Source organism: Mesobacillus jeotgali, from assembly GCF_031759225.1.
Taxonomy (GTDB): domain Bacteria; phylum Bacillota; class Bacilli; order Bacillales; family Cytobacillaceae; genus Mesobacillus; species Mesobacillus jeotgali_B.
Genome location: NZ_CP134494.1, coordinates 2,486,590 through 2,506,322, shown reverse-complemented (window position 1 = coordinate 2,506,322; position 19,733 = coordinate 2,486,590). Strand labels below are relative to the sequence as shown.

General features: G+C 40.3%; 20 protein-coding genes. 10 read left to right on the top strand and 10 right to left on the bottom strand.

What is annotated here, in order from left to right; genetic code table 11:
• Positions 1 to 141: 141 nt before the first annotated feature.
• Positions 142 to 1,692, top strand: a complete 1,551-nt coding sequence (locus tag RH061_RS12510; RefSeq protein WP_311070586.1) for a DEAD/DEAH box helicase — start codon at positions 142 to 144, stop codon at positions 1,690 to 1,692.
• 85 nt (positions 1,693 to 1,777) lie between these two features.
• Here RH061_RS12510 and RH061_RS12505 read toward each other — a convergent pair whose 3' ends face one another.
• Complete coding sequence (locus tag RH061_RS12505) at positions 1,778 to 1,897, bottom strand: DUF4023 domain-containing protein (RefSeq protein ID WP_311070585.1); 120 nt, start codon at positions 1,895 to 1,897, stop codon at positions 1,778 to 1,780.
• A 125-nt stretch (positions 1,898 to 2,022) separates the two neighbouring features.
• On the opposite strand from RH061_RS12505, the gene RH061_RS12500 reads away from it, so the two are divergent.
• Positions 2,023 to 2,586, top strand: coding sequence for a GNAT family N-acetyltransferase (locus tag RH061_RS12500; protein ID WP_311070583.1), 564 nt, complete (start codon positions 2,023 to 2,025; stop codon positions 2,584 to 2,586).
• 11 nt (positions 2,587 to 2,597) lie between these two features.
• Here the strand turns inward: RH061_RS12500 and RH061_RS12495 are convergent, their stop codons facing one another.
• Positions 2,598 to 3,146: a histidine phosphatase family protein gene (locus RH061_RS12495; protein ID WP_311070580.1), complete on the bottom strand. Its 549-nt coding sequence runs from the start codon at positions 3,144 to 3,146 to the stop codon at positions 2,598 to 2,600.
• 126 nt (positions 3,147 to 3,272) lie between these two features.
• Between RH061_RS12495 and RH061_RS12490 the strand changes: the two genes are divergently transcribed.
• From RH061_RS12490 to RH061_RS12480, 3 genes are all read left to right on the top strand, one after another.
• Entirely contained in the window at positions 3,273 to 3,437 is a 165-nt protein-coding gene (locus RH061_RS12490; protein ID WP_311070578.1) for a hypothetical protein, read from the top strand.
• Between the two features lie 126 nt (positions 3,438 to 3,563).
• Positions 3,564 to 4,577: a LacI family DNA-binding transcriptional regulator gene (locus tag RH061_RS12485; protein WP_311070575.1), complete on the top strand. Its 1,014-nt coding sequence runs from the start codon at positions 3,564 to 3,566 to the stop codon at positions 4,575 to 4,577.
• A 153-nt stretch (positions 4,578 to 4,730) separates the two neighbouring features.
• Entirely contained in the window at positions 4,731 to 6,413 is a 1,683-nt protein-coding gene (locus RH061_RS12480) for a glycoside hydrolase family 13 protein (RefSeq protein WP_311070573.1), read from the top strand.
• Between the two features lie 56 nt (positions 6,414 to 6,469).
• On the opposite strand, the gene RH061_RS12475 is transcribed toward RH061_RS12480, so the two are convergent.
• A complete protein-coding gene (locus RH061_RS12475; protein ID WP_311070572.1) occupies positions 6,470 to 6,940 on the bottom strand; it encodes a DUF2062 domain-containing protein in 471 nt (156 codons plus the stop codon).
• A gap of 257 nt (positions 6,941 to 7,197) precedes the next feature.
• On the opposite strand from RH061_RS12475, the gene pssA reads away from it, so the two are divergent.
• Positions 7,198 to 7,893, top strand: a complete 696-nt coding sequence (gene pssA / locus RH061_RS12470) for a CDP-diacylglycerol--serine O-phosphatidyltransferase (protein WP_102262929.1) — start codon at positions 7,198 to 7,200, stop codon at positions 7,891 to 7,893.
• A 51-nt stretch (positions 7,894 to 7,944) separates the two neighbouring features.
• Here pssA and RH061_RS12465 read toward each other — a convergent pair whose 3' ends face one another.
• Positions 7,945 to 8,139, bottom strand: a complete 195-nt coding sequence (locus RH061_RS12465; protein WP_311070570.1) for a CsbD family protein — start codon at positions 8,137 to 8,139, stop codon at positions 7,945 to 7,947.
• Between the two features lie 272 nt (positions 8,140 to 8,411).
• Between RH061_RS12465 and RH061_RS12460 the strand changes: the two genes are divergently transcribed.
• A complete protein-coding gene (locus RH061_RS12460) occupies positions 8,412 to 9,458 on the top strand; it encodes an ATP synthase beta subunit C-terminal domain-containing protein (protein WP_311070569.1) in 1,047 nt (348 codons plus the stop codon).
• A gap of 248 nt (positions 9,459 to 9,706) precedes the next feature.
• On the opposite strand, the gene RH061_RS12455 is transcribed toward RH061_RS12460, so the two are convergent.
• Positions 9,707 to 10,195, bottom strand: coding sequence for a hypothetical protein (locus RH061_RS12455; RefSeq protein ID WP_311070568.1), 489 nt, complete (start codon positions 10,193 to 10,195; stop codon positions 9,707 to 9,709).
• Positions 10,188 to 11,729: a GGDEF domain-containing protein gene (locus tag RH061_RS12450; protein WP_311070567.1), complete on the bottom strand. Its 1,542-nt coding sequence runs from the start codon at positions 11,727 to 11,729 to the stop codon at positions 10,188 to 10,190. Before RH061_RS12450 ends, RH061_RS12455 begins: the two co-directional genes overlap by 8 nt.
• Before the next feature lie 179 nt (positions 11,730 to 11,908).
• Between RH061_RS12450 and RH061_RS12445 the strand changes: the two genes are divergently transcribed.
• Complete coding sequence (locus tag RH061_RS12445; RefSeq protein WP_311070565.1) at positions 11,909 to 12,916, top strand: DUF3231 family protein; 1,008 nt, start codon at positions 11,909 to 11,911, stop codon at positions 12,914 to 12,916.
• Between the two features lie 336 nt (positions 12,917 to 13,252).
• On the opposite strand, the gene RH061_RS12440 is transcribed toward RH061_RS12445, so the two are convergent.
• Together RH061_RS12440 and RH061_RS12435 are read right to left on the bottom strand one after the other, a co-directional pair.
• The gene (locus tag RH061_RS12440) at positions 13,253 to 13,618 is read right to left on the bottom strand and encodes a hypothetical protein (protein ID WP_311070563.1); all 366 of its coding nucleotides are present in this window, start codon (positions 13,616 to 13,618) and stop codon (positions 13,253 to 13,255) included.
• Between the two features lie 54 nt (positions 13,619 to 13,672).
• Positions 13,673 to 14,755 (bottom strand): AbrB family transcriptional regulator, encoded by a 1,083-nt coding sequence (locus RH061_RS12435; protein WP_311070561.1) that lies wholly within the window; start codon positions 14,753 to 14,755, stop codon positions 13,673 to 13,675.
• A 135-nt stretch (positions 14,756 to 14,890) separates the two neighbouring features.
• Here RH061_RS12435 and RH061_RS12430 point away from each other — a divergent pair, with 135 nt between their 5' ends.
• Positions 14,891 to 15,511, top strand: a complete 621-nt coding sequence (locus tag RH061_RS12430; RefSeq protein WP_311070559.1) for a pyridoxamine 5'-phosphate oxidase family protein — start codon at positions 14,891 to 14,893, stop codon at positions 15,509 to 15,511.
• Positions 15,512 to 15,584: 73 nt separating this feature from the next.
• Here RH061_RS12430 and RH061_RS12425 read toward each other — a convergent pair whose 3' ends face one another.
• Positions 15,585 to 16,478, bottom strand: a complete 894-nt coding sequence (locus RH061_RS12425) for a glycerophosphodiester phosphodiesterase (RefSeq protein ID WP_311076391.1) — start codon at positions 16,476 to 16,478, stop codon at positions 15,585 to 15,587.
• A gap of 119 nt (positions 16,479 to 16,597) precedes the next feature.
• Positions 16,598 to 17,902: a MerR family transcriptional regulator gene (locus RH061_RS12420; protein WP_311070557.1), complete on the bottom strand. Its 1,305-nt coding sequence runs from the start codon at positions 17,900 to 17,902 to the stop codon at positions 16,598 to 16,600.
• 333 nt (positions 17,903 to 18,235) lie between these two features.
• Between RH061_RS12420 and aspA the strand changes: the two genes are divergently transcribed.
• Positions 18,236 to 19,660 carry an aspartate ammonia-lyase gene (gene aspA, locus RH061_RS12415; RefSeq protein WP_311070555.1) on the top strand — a complete coding sequence of 475 codons (1,425 nt, stop codon included), beginning with the start codon at positions 18,236 to 18,238 and terminating at the stop codon, positions 19,658 to 19,660.
• Positions 19,661 to 19,733: the final 73 nt, after the last annotated feature.

The window sequence follows — 19,733 nt, the reverse complement described above, 5'->3', positions numbered from 1 at the left end:
GGTACGATACCGAAATTTCTTGATCAAGAGACTTCTTTAGGTATATGAATCAATCCAGGCTTGATATTTTCCTTCACTAAAAGCAATAATGATAAGGATGGTCGGTAAAATTCGGCCTTTTAAAGAAAGCAGGGATTAAATTTGAATCAGTTTAGATCACTAGGCATATCAGAACTACTTGCAGAAACACTTAACCAGCAGGGAATTTCCAATCCAACACCAATACAGGAAAAAGCAATACCGCTATTGCTCGATGGCAACGATGTTATTGCACAATCCCAGACGGGTACCGGAAAAACCTTTGCTTTTGTTCTGCCTATACTGGAAAAAATCGATATTAACCAATCTAATATACAGGCCCTGATTGTAACTCCTACTAGAGAGCTTGCATTGCAAATTACACATGAAATCAAAAAACTGATTGAGGGAATAGAAGGAATGAATGTGCTTGCTGTATATGGCGGGCAGGATGTAGAATCACAGCTTAAAAAGCTTAAGAAGAATATTCATATTGTCATCGGTACTCCCGGCAGATTGCTTGACCATATCCGCAGGGAAACGGTTGATTTTTCAAATGCAGCTTTTCTTGTACTGGATGAGGCTGACCAAATGCTTCACATTGGTTTCCTGAATGAGGTTGAAGAAATCATCAAGCAGACCCCTAAAACTAGGCAAACCTTACTTTTTTCAGCGACAATGCCGGATGAAATCAAACGGTTAGCAAAAAAACATATGTTCAAACCAGAATATATCCAGGTTCAGAAAAACCAGGCCCCGCTGGAAAATATTAAACAAATTGCCATTAGTACAACTGACCGGGCAAAACAGAATGATCTAATCGAATCACTTAGATTATATCAGCCTTTTTTAGGCGTGATTTTTTGCCGTACGAAAAGAAGGGTTAGCAAGTTGAATGACGCTCTGAAATCGAACCATTTTAATTGTGACGAGCTTCATGGGGACCTTTCACAGGCAAAAAGGGAACAGGTGATGAAAAAGTTCCGTGAAGCTAAGATCCAGTACCTGATCGCAACAGATGTTGCGGCAAGGGGGCTTGATGTTGAAGGTGTAACACATGTGTTTAATTATGACATTCCCCTGGATACTGAGAGCTATATCCATCGAATCGGGCGAACCGGCAGGGCCGGCAGTGAAGGGCTTGCTTTAACATTTTATTCGCCAAAGGATAGGCCCTTGTTGGACCAAATCGAAACAGAGCTCAACTTAAGAATTGAAAAGAAAAACATGGGGAACGCCAAGAGAAGTGATTCCCAAACGGATGATGATCGTACCGGCAAAAAAAGTAAACAGAGATCGGGTGATTATAAGGGTAAGAATACTCGGTCAAGAAGACGGGATGATCACAACCCTGAAAGGGATCACCGGGGTGAAAAAATAAGTAAAGATCCAGGTTCGAGAAGAAGGTCGGAAGATAGACGCGAAGCTCGATATGATGGTCCAGGCCGAAGAGAGAGGGAGCAGCCTTCATCAAGACGTGAACGTAGAAACCATACTGAAGGGCAGCAATCTAGTCTTTCTCGTTCAGGTGGAAGGATGAGTGATGAAAAAGCAAGAAGAAGTACTGGAGAAAGACCTACCCGGGAAAGACAGGGCAGAGAGCGACAGAGTTCCAGCTCTCCAGGAGGCCGAACAGCCAGAAGAGGCGGTTCAAGCAGCCGCAGAAGCAGGTAGCAGATATAAAAACAGACCGCAGGTAATTTATCTGCGGTCTATTTGTTCTGCATTTTTCCAACCGGATTTTTTAGGATCGTCTTGTTTAATGCTGCTTATTTGGAAGCTTGTCACTTGGGTTATCTTTTCCCTGACGCTTTCTATTCTGTTCGTCTTTCCTTTGTTTATCATGAAGTTTCTGAACAAATTCGTTGGTATTCTCCATTCATATACCTCCTGTTATAAATGACTCGTCGTTACTTTTTCCATTACTGAATCAAATCATTCATGAAAATAGACTCCGATAGGGTAAAATAGGAGTTATAAATTGCCTTGTAAGGAGGGACATCTGTGGAAATAAAAGATATTTACGGCAATTTACCAGGGCTTGAAACGGAGCGTCTGGTCTTAAGAAAAATCAGTTATGAGGATATTGACGATATACATACATATGCTTCCAACCCTGAAGTATCGAAATATGTTTTCTGGGAGGCGCATGAAACAAGAGTGGCGACTGAAGACTATGTAAAGATGATTCTAACTCTTTATGCAGAGGGGAAAATTGCTCCATGGGGCATTCACTATAAGGAGGATAACAAACTGATCGGCACGGTAGACTTTGTTTCCTGGTCGACGCAGCATAAGACTGCAGAAATTGGTTATGCTCTGTCCAAGAATTATTGGGGAAGAGGAATTGCTACTGAAGCAGTTAAAGAACTGATCCGGTTTGGAATGAGTGAAATGGATCTAGTCAGGATACAGGCCAAAAGCCTTGTAGCCAATATAGGTTCTGAGCGTGTAATGGAAAAGGCTGGAATGACATTCGAAGGCATCTTAAGGAAGTTCATTTATGTGAAAGGCGCCCATTATGACGTGAAAATGTACGCAATCATAAAAGAAGACGTTCAAAGTTGAGCGCCTTTTGATTAACTGTTGTGGTTATCTTTGCTAAAGATATACACTCTTGCGTTTTCGGCTCTATTAAATTTAGGGCCTGAAAACCCTCTCTTCATTAACTCCTTCCTCATGAACATCATGATTCCTCCGTGGCCAACTATCAGAATGTCTTCACCGTGAACCATTGCTTGATCAAGAACCTTGTTGATTCTCGTGATAACTTCTTGTTTACTTTCCTTTTGTGATTTATGTCCCAAAAACCAGGCTATCCTAATTAATGTGACATGAAGCCAGAGGGGCAGACGAATTTCAGTATGAATGACAGGATAAAGCGTCATCTCCCGCAGGTCCTCCATGAAAATGATATCTCCTTCAAACGCTTTGGATGCAGTTAATTTAGCTCTTTCCAAATCACTTGAGTAACATTTAAGCCACTTTTCATTCTGATGATGTATTTCAACTTCCTCCACTCGGGATTGATCATATTCCTTTTGCCAATTCAGAAGCTCCTGGGAAGTGACGAGCTTATTTGGATACCCTAATGTCACTTTAAAATGCCGTAACAATCCAATTTTCATATTGTTCACCCTAAACAATGTAGTATCTTACTTTAATTCACCAAATACCTTCATAATACCTTCCTGAAATTTTTGTGTTAGTTCTAGAGAAATTGAGGAACTTTAAAAAATAAGGAGGTGTCTGCATTGCCAAGAGGAAAAGAACTTGAACAGTTGCCTATGGCTAACACTTTGCCCGGTATGGGAGAAGACCGCAGTAAATTTGACCGTGATATCCTAACAGGTATCACCACTGATGTAAGACCAAAGCCTTCAAAAGTAAAGGAAGAACAAAAAGGTAAGAATTATTAAAGTGAACTTGAAGGCATTTTGCCTTCAAGTTTTTTGTGCTTTTCTCAGAAACCGGTTGATAATAAACGGAAAGCATACTATTATGGAATGGGTAACGTAAACGTTTACGTAAAGGGTTTGATTGAAATGAGCTATACAATTAAAGACGTAGCAAAACATGCAAATGTCTCGATTGCTACCGTATCAAGGGTCCTCAATGGACTGAGCGGCTATTCAAAAGCAACTGAAGAAAAAGTCCTTCAAGCGATTAAAGAGCTTGAATATCAGCCCAACGCAATCGCCCGCGGGTTAATCAGTAAGAAATCCAATACGGTTGGAATTTTATTTCCTGAAGTGTCGAGCCAATTTTCAGCAAAGATCTTGCGGGGCGTGGAAGAAGCGGTCCATCGTCTTGGTTCGAGTGTAATTGTCTGCAATACGGCATCACATGGACAGAGAACAATGAAATATTTACAGCTCTTATCCGAAAAAAGGGTGGACGGGATTCTGTTTGTCAGTGAAAGCATCACAGAAGAGTTTTATAAAACTCTTGATTCGATGAAAATACCAGTTGTGCTTATCTCAACTGAATCTTATCAATATCCTTTCCCTTTCGTGAAGGTCGATGACAAGCACGCAGCTTTCACTGCCACTGATTATTTAGTAAGAATGGGGCATAGTAAAATCGGGATGCTGGGCGGAAATAAAGAAGATCTCATAGCCGGCCAGCCGAGAATAGATGGTTATAAGCAAGCGTTGGCACAAAGTGGACTTCCTATAAATGAGCAAAGCATCATCCATTCACTAGGGTTTTCGTTTAAAGATGGTTTTACAGGCCTGCCCAAACTCCTTGAACAGTCCTCCGATTTGACTGCAATCTTCGCTGCAAGCGATGCATTGGCTCTGGGCGCCATATCTGCTGCATATAAACTTGGTGTTAAAATACCGGATGAACTTTCTATTATTGGCTATGATAATCTGCCGATCGCTGAAATGGCGATACCGCCACTTACTACCGTAGCACAGCCTTTGGAAGAAATGGGGATGGTCGCAACAGAAATGCTTTTTTCGATGATGGAACAGGGCAGAAGGGTTGAAAGTCGGATCCTGCCACACTGTGTGATTGAGCGGGAAAGCGTAAAAGAAATAAAACCCATATGATACGTAAGCGTTTACCTAGGCAAATATCGCATAATTTACTCCTTTTCATAGTTATCCTCTATTTTGAAGAGGTCGCTTAATTGAAATGGAATCGAGAATGCGGAATTTTAAGAAGAGAGTCTTTATAAATAAAACTAATTTGGAGTGGTTTTTTTGAAAAAGCATTGGTGGAAGGAATCAGTCATTTATCAGATTTACCCTAGAAGCTTTATGGATTCCAATGGAGATGGGATAGGAGATATCCCTGGCATTATTTCAAAACTTGACTATTTAAAAGACCTGGGAGTAGATGTTATCTGGCTTTCTCCAGTATATAAATCTCCTAATGATGATAATGGATATGATATCAGTGATTATCGCGAAATCATGGATGATTTCGGAACGATGGAAGACTGGGAGCTTTTATTAAAAGAGATGCATGACAGAGGACTGAAACTGATTATGGACCTGGTTGTTAACCATAGCTCGGATGAACACCATTGGTTCGTAGAATCTAGAAAGTCTAAAGACAATCCTTATCGAGACTATTATATTTGGAGACCTGGGAAGGATGGAAAGGAGCCAAATAACTGGAAATCTACATTTAGTGGTTCTGCCTGGCAGTACGATGAAAATACAGATGAGTATTTCCTGCATATCTTCAGTAAGAAACAGCCTGATTTAAACTGGGAAAACCCAAAACTTCGCCAGGAAATTTACGATATGATGAAATTCTGGCTGGACAAAGGCATTGATGGATTCAGGATGGATGTCATCAATTTCATTTCAAAAGTAGATGGCCTTCCTGATGCACCTAATCCTGATGGGAAAAAGTATGTTTCGGGCAGCAAATACTTTATGAACGGACCGAAAATACATGACTTCCTTCAGGAAATGCACAGAGAAGCTCTTGCTGATTATAACGTAATGACAGTAGGCGAAATGCCTGGGGTTAATGTAGAGCAGGCTAAGCTATACACCGATGAATCCAGAAATGAAGTGAACATGGTTTTTCAATTCGAGCATGTGGATCTGGATTCCGGCCCTGGCGGTAAATGGGACCTGAAGCCGCTGAGGCTTACAGATTTAAAGAATAATTTTACAAAATGGCAAACAGGTCTAGAGGATATAGGTTGGAACAGCCTTTATTTGAACAATCACGATCAGCCAAGGATGGTTTCAAGATTTGGCGATGATCAGCAATACCGGGTAGAGTCAGCAAAGATGCTGGCTACATTCCTCCATATGCTAAAAGGAACACCATACATTTATCAGGGCGAAGAGATTGGGATGACAAACGTCCGATTTGATTCTATTGCTGATTACAAAGATATTGAAACCCTTAATATGTATAACGAAAAAGTGAAACAAAATGGGGAGGATCCTAAGAAGGTAATGGAGTCCATCTATGTAAAAGGACGGGACAATGCCCGTACTCCTTTCCAGTGGGATGATACTGAGAATGGAGGGTTTACGACCGGCACCCCATGGATCCAGGTAAATCCAAACTATAAAGAGATTAATGCGAAGCAGGCAGTTGAAGATGAAAATTCCATTTATCACTATTATCGGAAATTAATCCAGCATAGGAAAGAGCAACCGGTTATTGTCGATGGCAGATATGATATCCTGGTGCCTGAGGACGAGAATATCTATGTTTATACTAGAACTCTCGAGTCTCAAAAATTACTTGTTCTTTTGAATTTCACGAATGAAGAGCAGGCCTTTGAAGTTCCTTTAAATCTGCAAGGAAAGAAGAATGAAATACTGATCTCAAATTATAAAACAAGTGAAGGATACGGCTCTCAAGTATCTTTAAGGCCGTACGAAGCAATTGTATATCTGATTGAGGAATAAGTAATGAAAAAAGGCTGCATAATTTGCAGCCTTTTCTATAACAGAAAATGAATTTGTTATTTTTTAATATCCCATTTCTTTACTAAAGACAGGAAGTTTAGGCGGTATTTCCTCATGATTGTATAAATGAGATAGTAAACGAACATCCCAAAAAGAATGATATTAATGATCATACCCATGAAAAAGACAGCCCCTAAATGAATTCCGGCATCTAAACCATGGGAAGGCATACCCGCTGCAGAAGGGAAGATCCCATAAGGAAACAGGGTTTCACCAACAACTACATTCAAATAAAATAAGAATGGGAAAAGCCAGATAAGTGCGACACCGCTTATGAAACCAGCTACCGGATTTCCTTTAAAGAGTTTTGCACTAACGGTCGAAATCACAGGCCCCAAGCCGAAAGATGGGATAAAGTGGATTAAAAACCCAAGAGTAAACCCTAAGCTCACATTATGTGCATTTTCTTTGATTCTCAATAATTTTATAAGAAGGAATTTTAACCTGCGCAAGTTTTTATTGATCATAATTCACCAACCCCAGATTAGTATACAATTTGATGAATCATTTGAATAGCCATTTTGACATATTTATTCCATAGTTACGTATTCTGCGTTTTTCGTATAGGAATTTCTTGCTTACCTCTATCCAGAAGAAGAAAAAATGATATAGTTAAACTATATTTTCGGCTATTCTTCAGTAAAATAAACATGATTATGAGGTGGCTGGGGTAAAAATAGGCATAGGCAAAATAAGAATAAGTTTCGGAGAGTGATGATAACTGATGCGGTTTACAAAAATGATCCCCAATATGTTCACACTTGGGAATCTATATTGTGGTTTTTTATCAATCGGGTTTGCGGCTAATGGCCAATTTAACAATGCAGCTATTTTAATATTGATCGGAATGATGCTGGACAGCATGGACGGAAGACTGGCGAGAATGTTGAAAGCAGACAGCCAGCTTGGCAAGGAACTCGACTCCCTTGCGGATATTGTTACATTTGGTGTAGCACCTTCTTTTCTCGTTTATTATACATATTTTTATCAATTTGGATTGTGGGGCTTGATGGTAGCAGGTCTTTTTCCGTTATTCGGCGCTTATCGACTGGCAAGGTTCAACATCAGTACTGATAAATCATCTCTTAATTACTTTATTGGAGTCCCTATAACAGCAGCAGGCGGAATCATGGCCATCCTTACCTTATTTGGAGACTTGATTCCCAACATCGTCACTACTGTTGTCTTTACAGCGCTAAGCTTTCTCATGGTCAGCAGGATCAGGATTCCAAGCTTCAAAGAAGTACCACTTCCGAAGTATGGAACAATTGTAACAATATTTCTTGGTTCTTTGCTGTTCGTCATCTGGAAAGGCACCTACAGTCAGTTCCCATACTTGATTTATATTGCAACACCTTTGTATGTCGCCTATTTAGCCTATCGTTTTGTGAAGGGTAAAAATAAGAATAATATTGATTAGCATATAAAAAAGCCTTTGCTGTCTAGCAAAGGCTTTTTACATAATCTGTAATTAATCTCTGGAAGAGTCGTTAAAGGCACGAGATACTTCTTCTTTCATATCTCCAGCTGTTTCTTTCAGTTTTCCTTTTCCTTTATCAAGGCGGCCTTCAGCTTCCATTGATTCATTGTCGGTAAGCTTCCCGAATTGCTTTTTAGCTTCACCTTTAACCTGGTCAAATGCGCCTTTTGTTTGTTTGTCATTCATGATTATGGCCTCCTTTAGTTGTTATATTTTTATATACCCTGAACCACTCAAAACAAACTTTTAAGGTTCGGCATCTAAGATTTTACAGCTAAAGTATTCTTTCTTCAGTAACTCCTCAAATAGTACAACCTTTTAGCACGATTTGTGAACATGTACGAAAAGCAACAATCGAGGGGAAAACAGCCTTAAAGAAAAAAATAACTTTCAGAAGTGATTTTTATTGCTTTTTAAAGTAAATTAGATTACTGTTTAAAGTAAGGAGGTGGAAGTAATTGGAGAATATTAGATTGAACGTAGCATTACTTAGAAAAAAAGTGCCAAACCTGACATCAGCCGCTAAGTCTGTTGGACTTAGGCCGGCGACCGTTTCAAATTTGTCTACAGGTAAAATACCGGTCGGCAGGGCAGAGGTAAGGACAATTGTCGCTCTGGCAGAGCTTGCTGGCTGCAGTTTGGATGAACTGATTTTAAGAGGGGAGAGTGTAGAAATGATTCAAACAGGCATTAAAACCTTGGATTTGTTTGCACCTATTTCGAAAGGTGGAACCGTTGGACTTGTTGCCCGACCTGGCATGGGGCAATTGGTGGTACTGGCCGAGATGTTACATCGATTGAAAAGAGAAGGATATGTGACTATTCTCATTAATCCGAAAGGGGATCATCCCGAGCTTGAAGATGTTCTCCAAGACATTGATTTTGTCACAAACAATATCGAAGAGACAGAGAAGATCATTCAAAGAGAAGTTATAGGAAAAGATTACGTTCTTACAGCCGACCGATCTTATGTCATTTCAGGCGAGATGTTCACTTTGCAAGAATCTTTCGATGCCAAAGGAGCCGGCAGGGTAACGACTTTCTTGATAGACTTAAAGGGAGAGGCTGTCGATGAAGACCTTCCCTATGGTCCACTTGATACTTTGTGGCAATTTGATGCTGATCTTGCTGCGCGCCATAAATACCCAGCGATCAATCCAATCTACTCTACTTCCTCCATCTTAGAGGGGTCCTATTTAGACCCTATTCACCATAGTATTCAACAAAGAGCTCAAAAGCTTTTACGCAGGTATAGAGAATTGCGAGCAATCGTTAATGTACATGGCCTCGAACGTCTGCCAGCCTCCGAGTCACAAATATACACGCAGGGTGAAAAATTGGAGGCATATTTGACTCAGCCTTTCTATGTGGCCGAAGCATACACTGGAAAGAAGGGAGAAAATGTAAAGCTCCAGGAAACATTATCTGATGTTAAAAAAATTCTTGATAACCCTTCAAGTATATCGAACGCTGAGGAACTTAATTTTATTGGAAGTATAAAGTGACACGTGGGCCCAGTCAGGAGAAGTAGACTGGGCTTTTCCTGTTCCTTTCCTTTTGAATATTACATTCTGAATCAGTTAATACCATACATTTTTTCGTGATTTTTTGGGCTGTCTTTTTAAAAAAGTGGAATTATACTAGAGAAAAACGGGACAGCTAATGCGGAGGAAACCATCGAGCTGACACATAAGAAACCCAAAGGCTTGACTCAGCCTTTGGGTTGAAGTGCATATTAGCAGATCTTTCACATTTAGTAACGACCCACCTGGAGTTGTTTGTATACTTCTTCGCGCACTTCCTGCAGGGTGTCACGATGGAGCAGCTTAGTTGTACTTATTCGTAAATAGGTTTGTTCATCGATTGTACCTTCTTGCTGCAATTTATCAAGGTGAGGCAACCGGAAATTGCCGATAGGCAGGTAGGCAAGGAACATTTTCTTCCCATTTTGTTTTAATGAAATCTTAATCCCTTTCAGAAGAGGGAAAAAATAAGATGAATAATCTTGTTCAATAATCAAATCTTCCTTCAGCGCATCCCTTATATAAGGTAACGTAGTAGGGAGGGAAATAAAGTAGACCATTTGATCATAGGAATAATGCAGGTCTGAAACTTTGAACCCATAATGCGAGGTTACCTTTTTGGAATAATACTTCTGTGATAGGATGTACAGTGGCCTGCTAGTCAAAGCGGAAGCCAGGAAGAAGAAAAGGGCAGCTAGAATCAATGCCAGTTCAATCAATGCTAACGAACTCCTTAAAAGAAATTACAGTATTTTTGCCTGCGTTTTTAGCTTTGTAAAGGGCCTGGTCGGCAGCTTCTATTAACTCATTTTCACTGTGTATGTCCCTATGGTCAGTACAAGCCGTTCCAACACTCACAGTTAAAGTGCCATTTGGCTGTGTTTTTTCACCGGGAAAGCTTGTCCTTTCAACATTTAAACGAATTGTTTCGGCTGTTATCTCAGCTTGTTCCAGATCGGTATCAGGCAGAAGAACAACAAATTCTTCTCCGCCAAAACGGAAGGAATAATCTCCGGGTCTTATTGACTCCACAATGACTCTCGCCAACTTCATTAATACTTCATTTCCGAGCAGATGGCCATTTTTATCATTGAAAACCTTAAAGAAATCGATATCCAAGATGATAAGCGAAAGGGGAGCAGCTCTATTTCCTTTAGAAGGGAAGTGTTCATTAAGTATTGTCTGGAATGCCCGTTGGTTTAGAAGACCTGTCAAACCGTCCCGTAAAGCCATTTCCTCAATCTGCTCATAGAGATTGGCATGATCAAGGGCAATTGCCGCCTGGTTCGCTAAAGGCAGGATATTCTCTGTATCCATCAGTGTGATAGGTTTCTTATTTACAATATTATCAATGAAAAGGATTCCAATATTTTTTCCCTGGTTAATGAGTGGAATAACCGCAAACTCCTCAGTTTGGAACAAATCATAAATTAAAACCTGTGAAGAATCCTCTTTCTCGATGCCTCTGACAATTACTGGTTTTTGGCTTGATAACGCTAATCCAAAGACATTATGTTCATCAATCGGGATTTCCAACGAATGCAATAGAGCATTCAGTTCCGGATCAGTGAAATTGCTGTCAAAATTATGTTCGATCAAGTCGCTGAGTTTGAGCCTGTCTTCAGAAATTTTTTCCCATACTTCATAACCTTTCTTCACATCCATTGGCCCTACGCCCACTATGCCTTTCAGCGACTTTGACTCATTGGAAGCAAGGAAAATCATCGCTCTGTTAAAACCCAGACCATGACCAGCGGTAACCGATGTCAAGATTACTTTCAAAAGCAGATCCTGCTGCAGCGTGCGCTGCATCGTAGTACTTACTTCGCGAAAGACTTGTAGATGTTTTGATTGTTCCATAAGCATGTTCAGCCAGCGATGGTGATTTTTTTTCTTATTCAGTAAATACTGTGATAAATAGCCTGCACCAGACCCGATTAGCAAATATACCGGCAGAAGAACCAAAGGGATTCCTTCTGTCTGTAAATAAACAAGAAATATGCTGAAAATGGCTCCAATGATACCACCAATTAATTTAAAAGAATAGCCCGCTGTAGTGATAAATAATAAAATACTCCAATGTAAATGATTGCTTCCATAAAAATAAACTGAAAGCTCAACAAGGATCAATGTTGCAACAGAGAAGATCAATTGATTCAGAAAAGCGCTTACATGAAATCTGATTAAATTTGCTGTCAGTGATAGCCCAACAGCAGCAATGATTAATAAAATGATGGCACCCAGCTTGCTCACTCCTAATTTGAATCCTACATCTATTTTACTATTTTTTTCAAAAATTGATAGGCTGTTTTATCTGTACTACGACAAAATTGTTTTGCTCTTGAACCAAAAGGAAAAATTCAAAAGAGCCTAAATAAAATTTGGCTTCTTATGGAATGCTACTGATATCATCAGTAAACTGAGGTGTGCAGATGGAGGACAAGACTAAAATACGCCTAACTTCGGCAGAGATGTCCAGTATGTGGACGCAATATATAAATGATTCAGTATCCATTTGTGTATTAAGTTATTTTATGAACAACATAGACGACAATAAAATAAAAGAAATCGTTGAGTTTGGGATTGGAGCTTCACAAAAAAACATTTCTATTTTAAAGGAGATATTCGATCGTGAAGATTTTCCGTGCCCCGTTGGTTTCACTAAGAAAGATGTGAATATACACGCTCCCCGACTGTTCTCTGATACATTTGTCATGATGTATTTAAGGCATATGTCAATTCTCGGAATGGCAGCAAATAGTGCAGCAATTGGCCTGGGAACTCGCCCTGATGTTATATCATTTCATAAAAGTGTTCTGAAATCTGCAGTCGGGCTGCAGGATTTGACGAGGGAGTTAATGCTGGAGCAAGGGACTTATATTAGGCCTCCTTTCATATCAGTGCCGGATAAGGTGGATTTTGTTGAGAAACAAAAGTTCCTGTCAGGACTTAAAAGCAGGAGACGTTCACTAACATCAGTAGAAATGACTCATTTATTTATGAATATACAAACAAACCAAATCGGGAAAGCACTAATCATGGGATTTATACAAGTGGCACAGAACAAAGAGGTCAAGGAGTATTTGCAGAGAGGGAAGAAAATCGCTCAAAAACATGTCGATTTATTCAGTGATATCCTAAAGAATAATGATATCCCTGCTCCAATGTTTTGGGATGCTGCCGTAACAGATAGTACAACGCAGGTTTTTTCAGACAAGCTGATTTTATTCCATGTTTCAGCGATGATTGCCGCAGGGATTGGTAACTATGGAGCCGCCATGGCCGCAAGTCCGCGAAAGGATATAGGGGTGAAATATGCTTCCCTGATTCCAGAAATAGCTTTGTATGCGGAGGACGGCGCTAATATCATGATCAAAAATTCCTGGCTTGAAGAGCCTCCAATGGCGGACGATAGAGACCAGCTGTCAGGGTTGAAATAAATTGAAGAAGGGTGTCCCGTATTTGAGTACATATGGGACACCCTTAATTTATGGCTCTGTTATCATTCATTGTTGAGCTTCATGTAGGCATGAAAATTCCTAAGGGGAGAACTTCCGTCTATTTTATATAGATGAGGCTTAGAAGTTGAAATAAGTGGAGATATTCCGGTTAATTGCTAAAAATATTCCAAAATCCAACGATTTGGTTTAAATAAACGAAAAAATGCCCCTTAATTTTAAGGAATTAAGGGGCGTTTCCAATTTAAGCAGAATTTTTTCCGATTATTTTTCACAAATATTAAATCTTTAACTAACAGAGTCAATGAGGAATACTCTCTATTTGGCATCTTGTAAATCCGGGAATTTCACCGGGGTATTTACCGATAAATGATCACGATAGGAACGGTACGCTATGACTGAATGATTATGGGAATGGACGTCAAGCTGTAAAATTTTTGCGTTGTTTGTTTCTAAATAGTATCTCATTTCACCCTTACTTAGTTCATAAAATGAAATGGTAATTCCCAGGAACTCTTTTCTGGTGACTCTAGTATCCGGATGATTCCTGACATAATCAGCTATTTGCTGGACAGTTGCTGAGGATGTACTCGTTATGGAATACAGAGTTTCCTTGGCGTGGCCAAATGCTTGATTCAAACCTATCTTTGCCTTATTGAGCAAATTATTAAAAGATATGTTCAATTTCATTCCTCCAACTAAGCATTTTCCATGATGTTAGTAATATACCCGGGAAGATTATAGAGAATCCATTTTATTGTTTATTTTTCTTTTGAAATACCATCTCAAAATCGGGGGGACTGCAAAATAGATGAAGAATAGCCTGAACAGCTGAAAGCCTGAAACTATTGATAAATCAGCATTGACCTCATGTGCAATGATCCCCATCTGATCCATTCCGCCTGGCGCAAGGCTGAGAAAGCTTGTAACTATATTGATGTTTAAAGCGTCTGATAATAAGAAACTTAACATTAGTGATTCCATCACAAGCAAGAAACCACTCAATAATGCGAGGGTGATCGTTATTGATTTCCTCTCTAATTTCTCAGGTTTTAACAGCATGCCAATATACCCGCCGATCATCAGCTGTGATGCATCCATTACCGATGACGGCAAGGCTGGGCCAGTAAATCCAGCATAAGACAAAATGCCTGTTCCTAATATTGGCCCGAGTAAAAATGGAGTAGGCAGCTGCAGCTTTTTAGCGATTATCACTCCAAGGATACATACTATTAAAAAAGATAAAGAATTGATTGGATCTGAAACAAATTGGTCTGAGCCTGCCAATCCATTATTCGCTGTATGGCTGAAATTGAACACAGGACCGAATATGATAAAAGGGACGACAAAAACAATCATCAATAATCTGGAGACCTGAAGGAAGGTAACCGTTGTGATATCAATCCCCTTCATTTCTTCAGCAAATATGATCATTTGTGACAGCCCGCCTGGGATGCTGCCGGTCAATACAGTAGGATAGTCAACTTTGGATAGCTTTGATATCACTTTAGAGATCAAAGCAGCAGAACTCACCAGAATCACAGTCATTATCAACATGGCCGGAAGGTTTTCTGCGATATTCTGTACTGATGAACGAGTAAAGGAAAGACCGATCGAGTATCCGATCAGAACCAATGCTGAATCCCTTAAAGCTCTTGGCCAGTAGAGTGTTAAGCCTTTATAGCGGTCAGCAATCAAAATTGCCGACATCGGCCCGAGGAGCCAGGGAACGGGAATTGACAGGGATGAAAAGATCAGGCCGCCAGTTAAAGCGATCCAGAAAGCCGAAATAAATGATTTTGCACGTAAGTTTTTTTTCAAATCTGCACCTTCTAGTTATTTTGTTGCTCCAAATTGTGGTAATACAATCCTAGCATAATGTATGTATCTGTTAAAAGTAACATAGGTCAATTTACGATATAGTAAAGATTATAAACTGCTCGGGGAGATGATTTTATGAGTCACGATATTAATAGCTTTGAAGAATTGAGAGCTTTATTTGGTGAGCCAAGTGATTTGGCCAAACGAAAGGTTATTCCATTGGTGGATGAACATTGCAGCAACTACATATCTCAATCACCATTTTTAGTCTTATCCACCTCAGACGAGAATGGGTGTACAGATGCTTCTCCAAGGGGTGATGCACCTGGATTTGTCCTTGTTCTTGACAATAACAGAATCGTGATTCCTGAGAGGCCAGGGAATAAAAGAATGGATTCTCTGAAAAATATCTTATCAAACGCAAGAGTAGGGCTGTTGTTCCTAATTCCAGGGATGCTGGAAACATTAAGAGTCAATGGAAAGGCCAGCTTGACACGGGAACCAGAACTGCTGGGTAGGATGAAAGCCGGCGGGAAGGAACCACTGCTTGGCATCGTAGTGGAAGTTGAGGAATGCTATATACAATGCGGGAAAGCATTGAAACGGTCAGGCCTATGGAATCCCGAAAGCTGGGCAGACTCATCAACCTTGCCAAAAGGTGCAGAGATACTGGCAGCACACTCAAAAATGCCTGAATGGTCCGAAGTTGAGATACAGCAAAGATTGGAAGACGGATATAAAAATAGACTTTATTGATGATGTGTTATCCCGGAATAAGACTAAAAGCTGCCAAATGGCAGCTCTTTTAGTCATTCATTCATTCATTCATTTACGAGTTCCCGAGTGAACTCATTTGGATCACTTCGTCCAACCGGTCGGGGTAATTAGTAAACATACCCGAAACTCCCCATTCCAGCAGCATTTTCATATCTTCTTTTTCATTGACCGTATAAGGAAAAATCATCAGACCAGAACCAGTCACTTTTTGGATGTAGCCAGGACTGACTGCCGTGTAATGCAATCCTACTCCAACAGCATATTCCTTGATTTTCCTTACTTCCTGGTCAGTGATGACTGCTGGGGCATAGTAGGACAACAGCTGGACCAATGGAATCGAATCATCCATTTGATGTATTTTTCTTAAACTCTCAGCACTGAATGATTGAACAATAACATTTCCAAATGGCTGGGCACCGGTAAGATTGTATTCATTCAGAATATCGATTAGCTTTTCTTCCATGCCAGGATAGACTTCAGGTGATTTGGTCTCAATGAAAAATTTTGAGTTGGAACCGAACCTAGAAAGCACTTCACGAAGGGTTGGGATCTGGAGCCCCGTAAACACGGTATTCTTTTTATCAGGGTAGTCTTCATTAAACCATGATCCTGCATCCAGTTTCTTGATTTCTTTAAGCGTAAGATTTTTGACTAGTCCTTTTTTGTCCGTGGTCCGGTCTATGGTTTCGTCATGCAGTGCAATTAATTCTCCATCCTTTGTCATTTGAAGGTCGATTTCAATGTAATCTCCATTCATGCTATTCCCCAGCTCATATGCGAGAAATGTATGTTCAGGGACATAGCCTGAAGCACCACGGTGAGAAATGTTTAAGGCCCTGACTTGCGCGTTATCCGAGGAGATTTCCGCTAAAACAGAATCTGGTGTGGCACCTGATAGGAAAATGATCATTGCTGCGATTGCCATCCTGCGAAAATATCCAACCATCTCCAACTTTTCCCTCCCAAGAGTATTCATGCATTTCATTATGGAGACTTTTACAAAAGTGGTACTTAAGTGTGAATATTATTTACATCTTTGCAAGTAATATGTCAGGAATATGAAAACTACTTCCAAAACTTCCACCAATTACGTTTGGATTGTTTAGAAGCTGCTGTTTCCCTGAAGCTATCGACCATATTCTTGAACATCTCATCACGTATCCTGATTTCACGGCGCAATTCCTCTCGTTCAGACTGGAGAGTGCGGACAAGATATTCTCGTTCCTGATTGATGACCTGATTTAAATTGGAGAGCTCCTGATTTGTTGTCTCACGGCTATTGGACACATAATCAGCAAGTATTTTAAATTCCTCGGAAACCGTCTCAGTGGTCTCGTTCAAGCGTTTTGCCAATAGGGATAATTCCTTATTCGTACCTGAGGATAGCTTATCCACCGAATTTTCAAGCTTAATGATTTTTTCATTTGTCCCTTTTGATGTTTTTGTCAAACTGGAGGTTAAAGATGCGATCCGTTCGGAAGTCCCCTTCGAAACATTCGAAATGCTTCCGGATAAGGCATTTATTTTTTCGGAAGTACCTTTTGAAACCTTCGCAACACTCTCAGTCAGCTTGGTGATTTTATCAGTGGTCCCTTTGGAGCTCTTTTGGATATTTTCAGATAGCTGGGCTATTTTTTCAATCGTGCCCTGTGAAGCCTTCGTTACACGATCAGTAAGCTTGCCGAACATTTCTGTTGTGCCTTTTGATACCTTTGCAAGATTCGTGCTGATTTCGGAAGTGCCTTTCGAAACATTCGTAAGCTCTGATGAGATGGTTCCGAGTCGTTCGGAACTTTCTTGCGAGCTTTTGGCTACTGTTTGAGAGAGGTCCATAATATGTTCATTGGTTCTTTCACCTGTTTTATAAATTGAATCAGAAAGGGTTTTTACTGTTGTAAAAGTACCTTTAGAAATTTCTTTCTTTACTTCCTCCAGAACTTCTTTTCGAATGCCATTTCTGATTTCTGCCTTAACTTCCTCAAGCAGAGATTCCTTATATTGTTCCATTGCCATCATAAAGGCAGCATACTCATTATTACTGTCTGTCTGGGGTGCGGACGGCATATTCGTCTTTACAGCAAGGCTGTTGTCATTTGGAGCTTGTTCTGAAACAGGGTCAGTACCCATATGTCTCTGCAAGAGCTCCCGAATCATTTCTTTGCTTAAATTCTTATCACGCATTTGTTTTATTTTCATCAATTGGTCTATTTCAATATCCGTATAAAATCTGGCACCTTGTTTCGTTCTTGGGATTACCAGCAAACCGGCAAGATCCTTTTCCCATTGTCTAATGGTGCCAGATGGAACATTTATTTTTTTGGACACCTCTTTGATGGTGTATGCCTTCATGAATTGAGTGTCAGTCATCATGCACATTCCTTTCTGTTTTGGTTTATGAAATTTCGATGTCCTATTACAATTCAGCAAGAACATTCCTGTTTTCCTGCATGGTGACAAAACCTCTTAAAAGTAGTGTTGTTTCATCATAACAACCTGAAATCATACAGTGTTCGCAAACATTCGTGCCGAAAATTATCATTTGTCGTGATGATTTTTCCATTTTGATTTACAATAGTCATGTAGGCCGATGTCACGGCCAAGGGGGATTTTAAGAGTCACAAAAAGTTTGTCGGAAAATGAATGCCCTTAATACATAATCTAAAATAACAGCGAATATTTTATGCTTTCTGGAGGGGTAGAGAAATGTCAGAGGTAAAAGTCCGGATTGAAAAGGATTTTCTGGGAACGAAAGAAGTATTAGCAGATGCTTATTATGGAATTCAAACCTTAAGGGCGGTTGAAAACTTCCCAATTACTGGATATAGAATCCATAGCGAGCTTATCAAGGCAATGGCCATGGTAAAAAAAGCGGCAGCACTTGCCAATATGGAAACAGGGAGGCTATTCGGAGGCCTGGGGGAGGTAATCGTAAAAGCAGCAGATGAGATTATCCAGGGACAATGGCATGATCAATTCATCGTGGATCCTATCCAGGGTGGAGCAGGGACATCCATCAATATGAATACAAATGAAGTTATTGCTAACCGTGCGCTCGAATTGCTAGGTGAGAAAAAAGGGGATTATTTCACATTAAGCCCGAATTCCCATGTGAACATGGCGCAATCTACAAATGATGCATTTCCAACAGCGATGCATCTATCCGTTCTAGCGCTTCTAGACAAGCTCCTGGATACCATGGAAATCATGCGCGATGTCTTTTCCCAGAAGGCAAGGGAATTCGATGCTGTCATCAAAATGGGCAGGACCCACTTGCAGGACGCTGTTCCAATCCGTCTTGGCCAGGAATTCGAAGCATATACTCGGGTGATCGAAAGGGATATTGAAAGGATCAAGCATACTCGCGGCCACCTATTTGAAGTGAATATGGGGGCCACTGCCGTTGGGACCGGGCTAAATGCCAATCCAAAATACATCAAAAATGTAGTCCGGCACCTTTCTGAAATCAGTGGTTATCCATTAAAGAATGCCGAACATTTAGTTGATGCAACTCAAAATACAGATGCATATACGACAGTTTCAGCTGCTTTGAAGGTTTGTATGATGAATATGTCAAAAATAGCTAATGATTTACGCTTGATGGCTTCCGGGCCTCGGGTAGGCTTTAACGAGATTTTTCTGCCATCAAGACAACCGGGTTCTTCCATAATGCCGGGCAAGGTGAATCCGGTCATGCCTGAAGTCATTAACCAGGTCGCTTTCCAAGTAATTGGAAACGATCATACGATTTGCCTTGCTTCCGAAGCAGGTCAGCTGGAGCTGAATGTTATGGAACCAGTGCTTATTTTCAACCTAATCCAATCGATCAGCATCATGAACAATGGTTTTAAGGTCTTCACAGATCATTGTCTAGTCGGAATTGAAGCAAATAAAGAAAAGACCGAAAAGGATGTCGAGCGGAGCGTAGGCATCATTACGGCTGTCAATCCGCACTTAGGGTATGAAGCAGTGTCAAGAATTGCGAGAGAAGCGATTCTGACAGGAAAGTCAGTAAGGGAATTATGTCTCGCGTATGATGTCCTGACAGAAGAAGAGCTCGACTTGATCCTGAATCCATACGAAATGACAAACCCAGGAATAGCTGGGGAAGAATTGCTGAATAAAGACTGATTGTGAGAAGGGCAGCCCAAATGATAAAAGTTTGGGCACCCTTTTTTGATTTTTAGAACTGCCGTTAGAATTT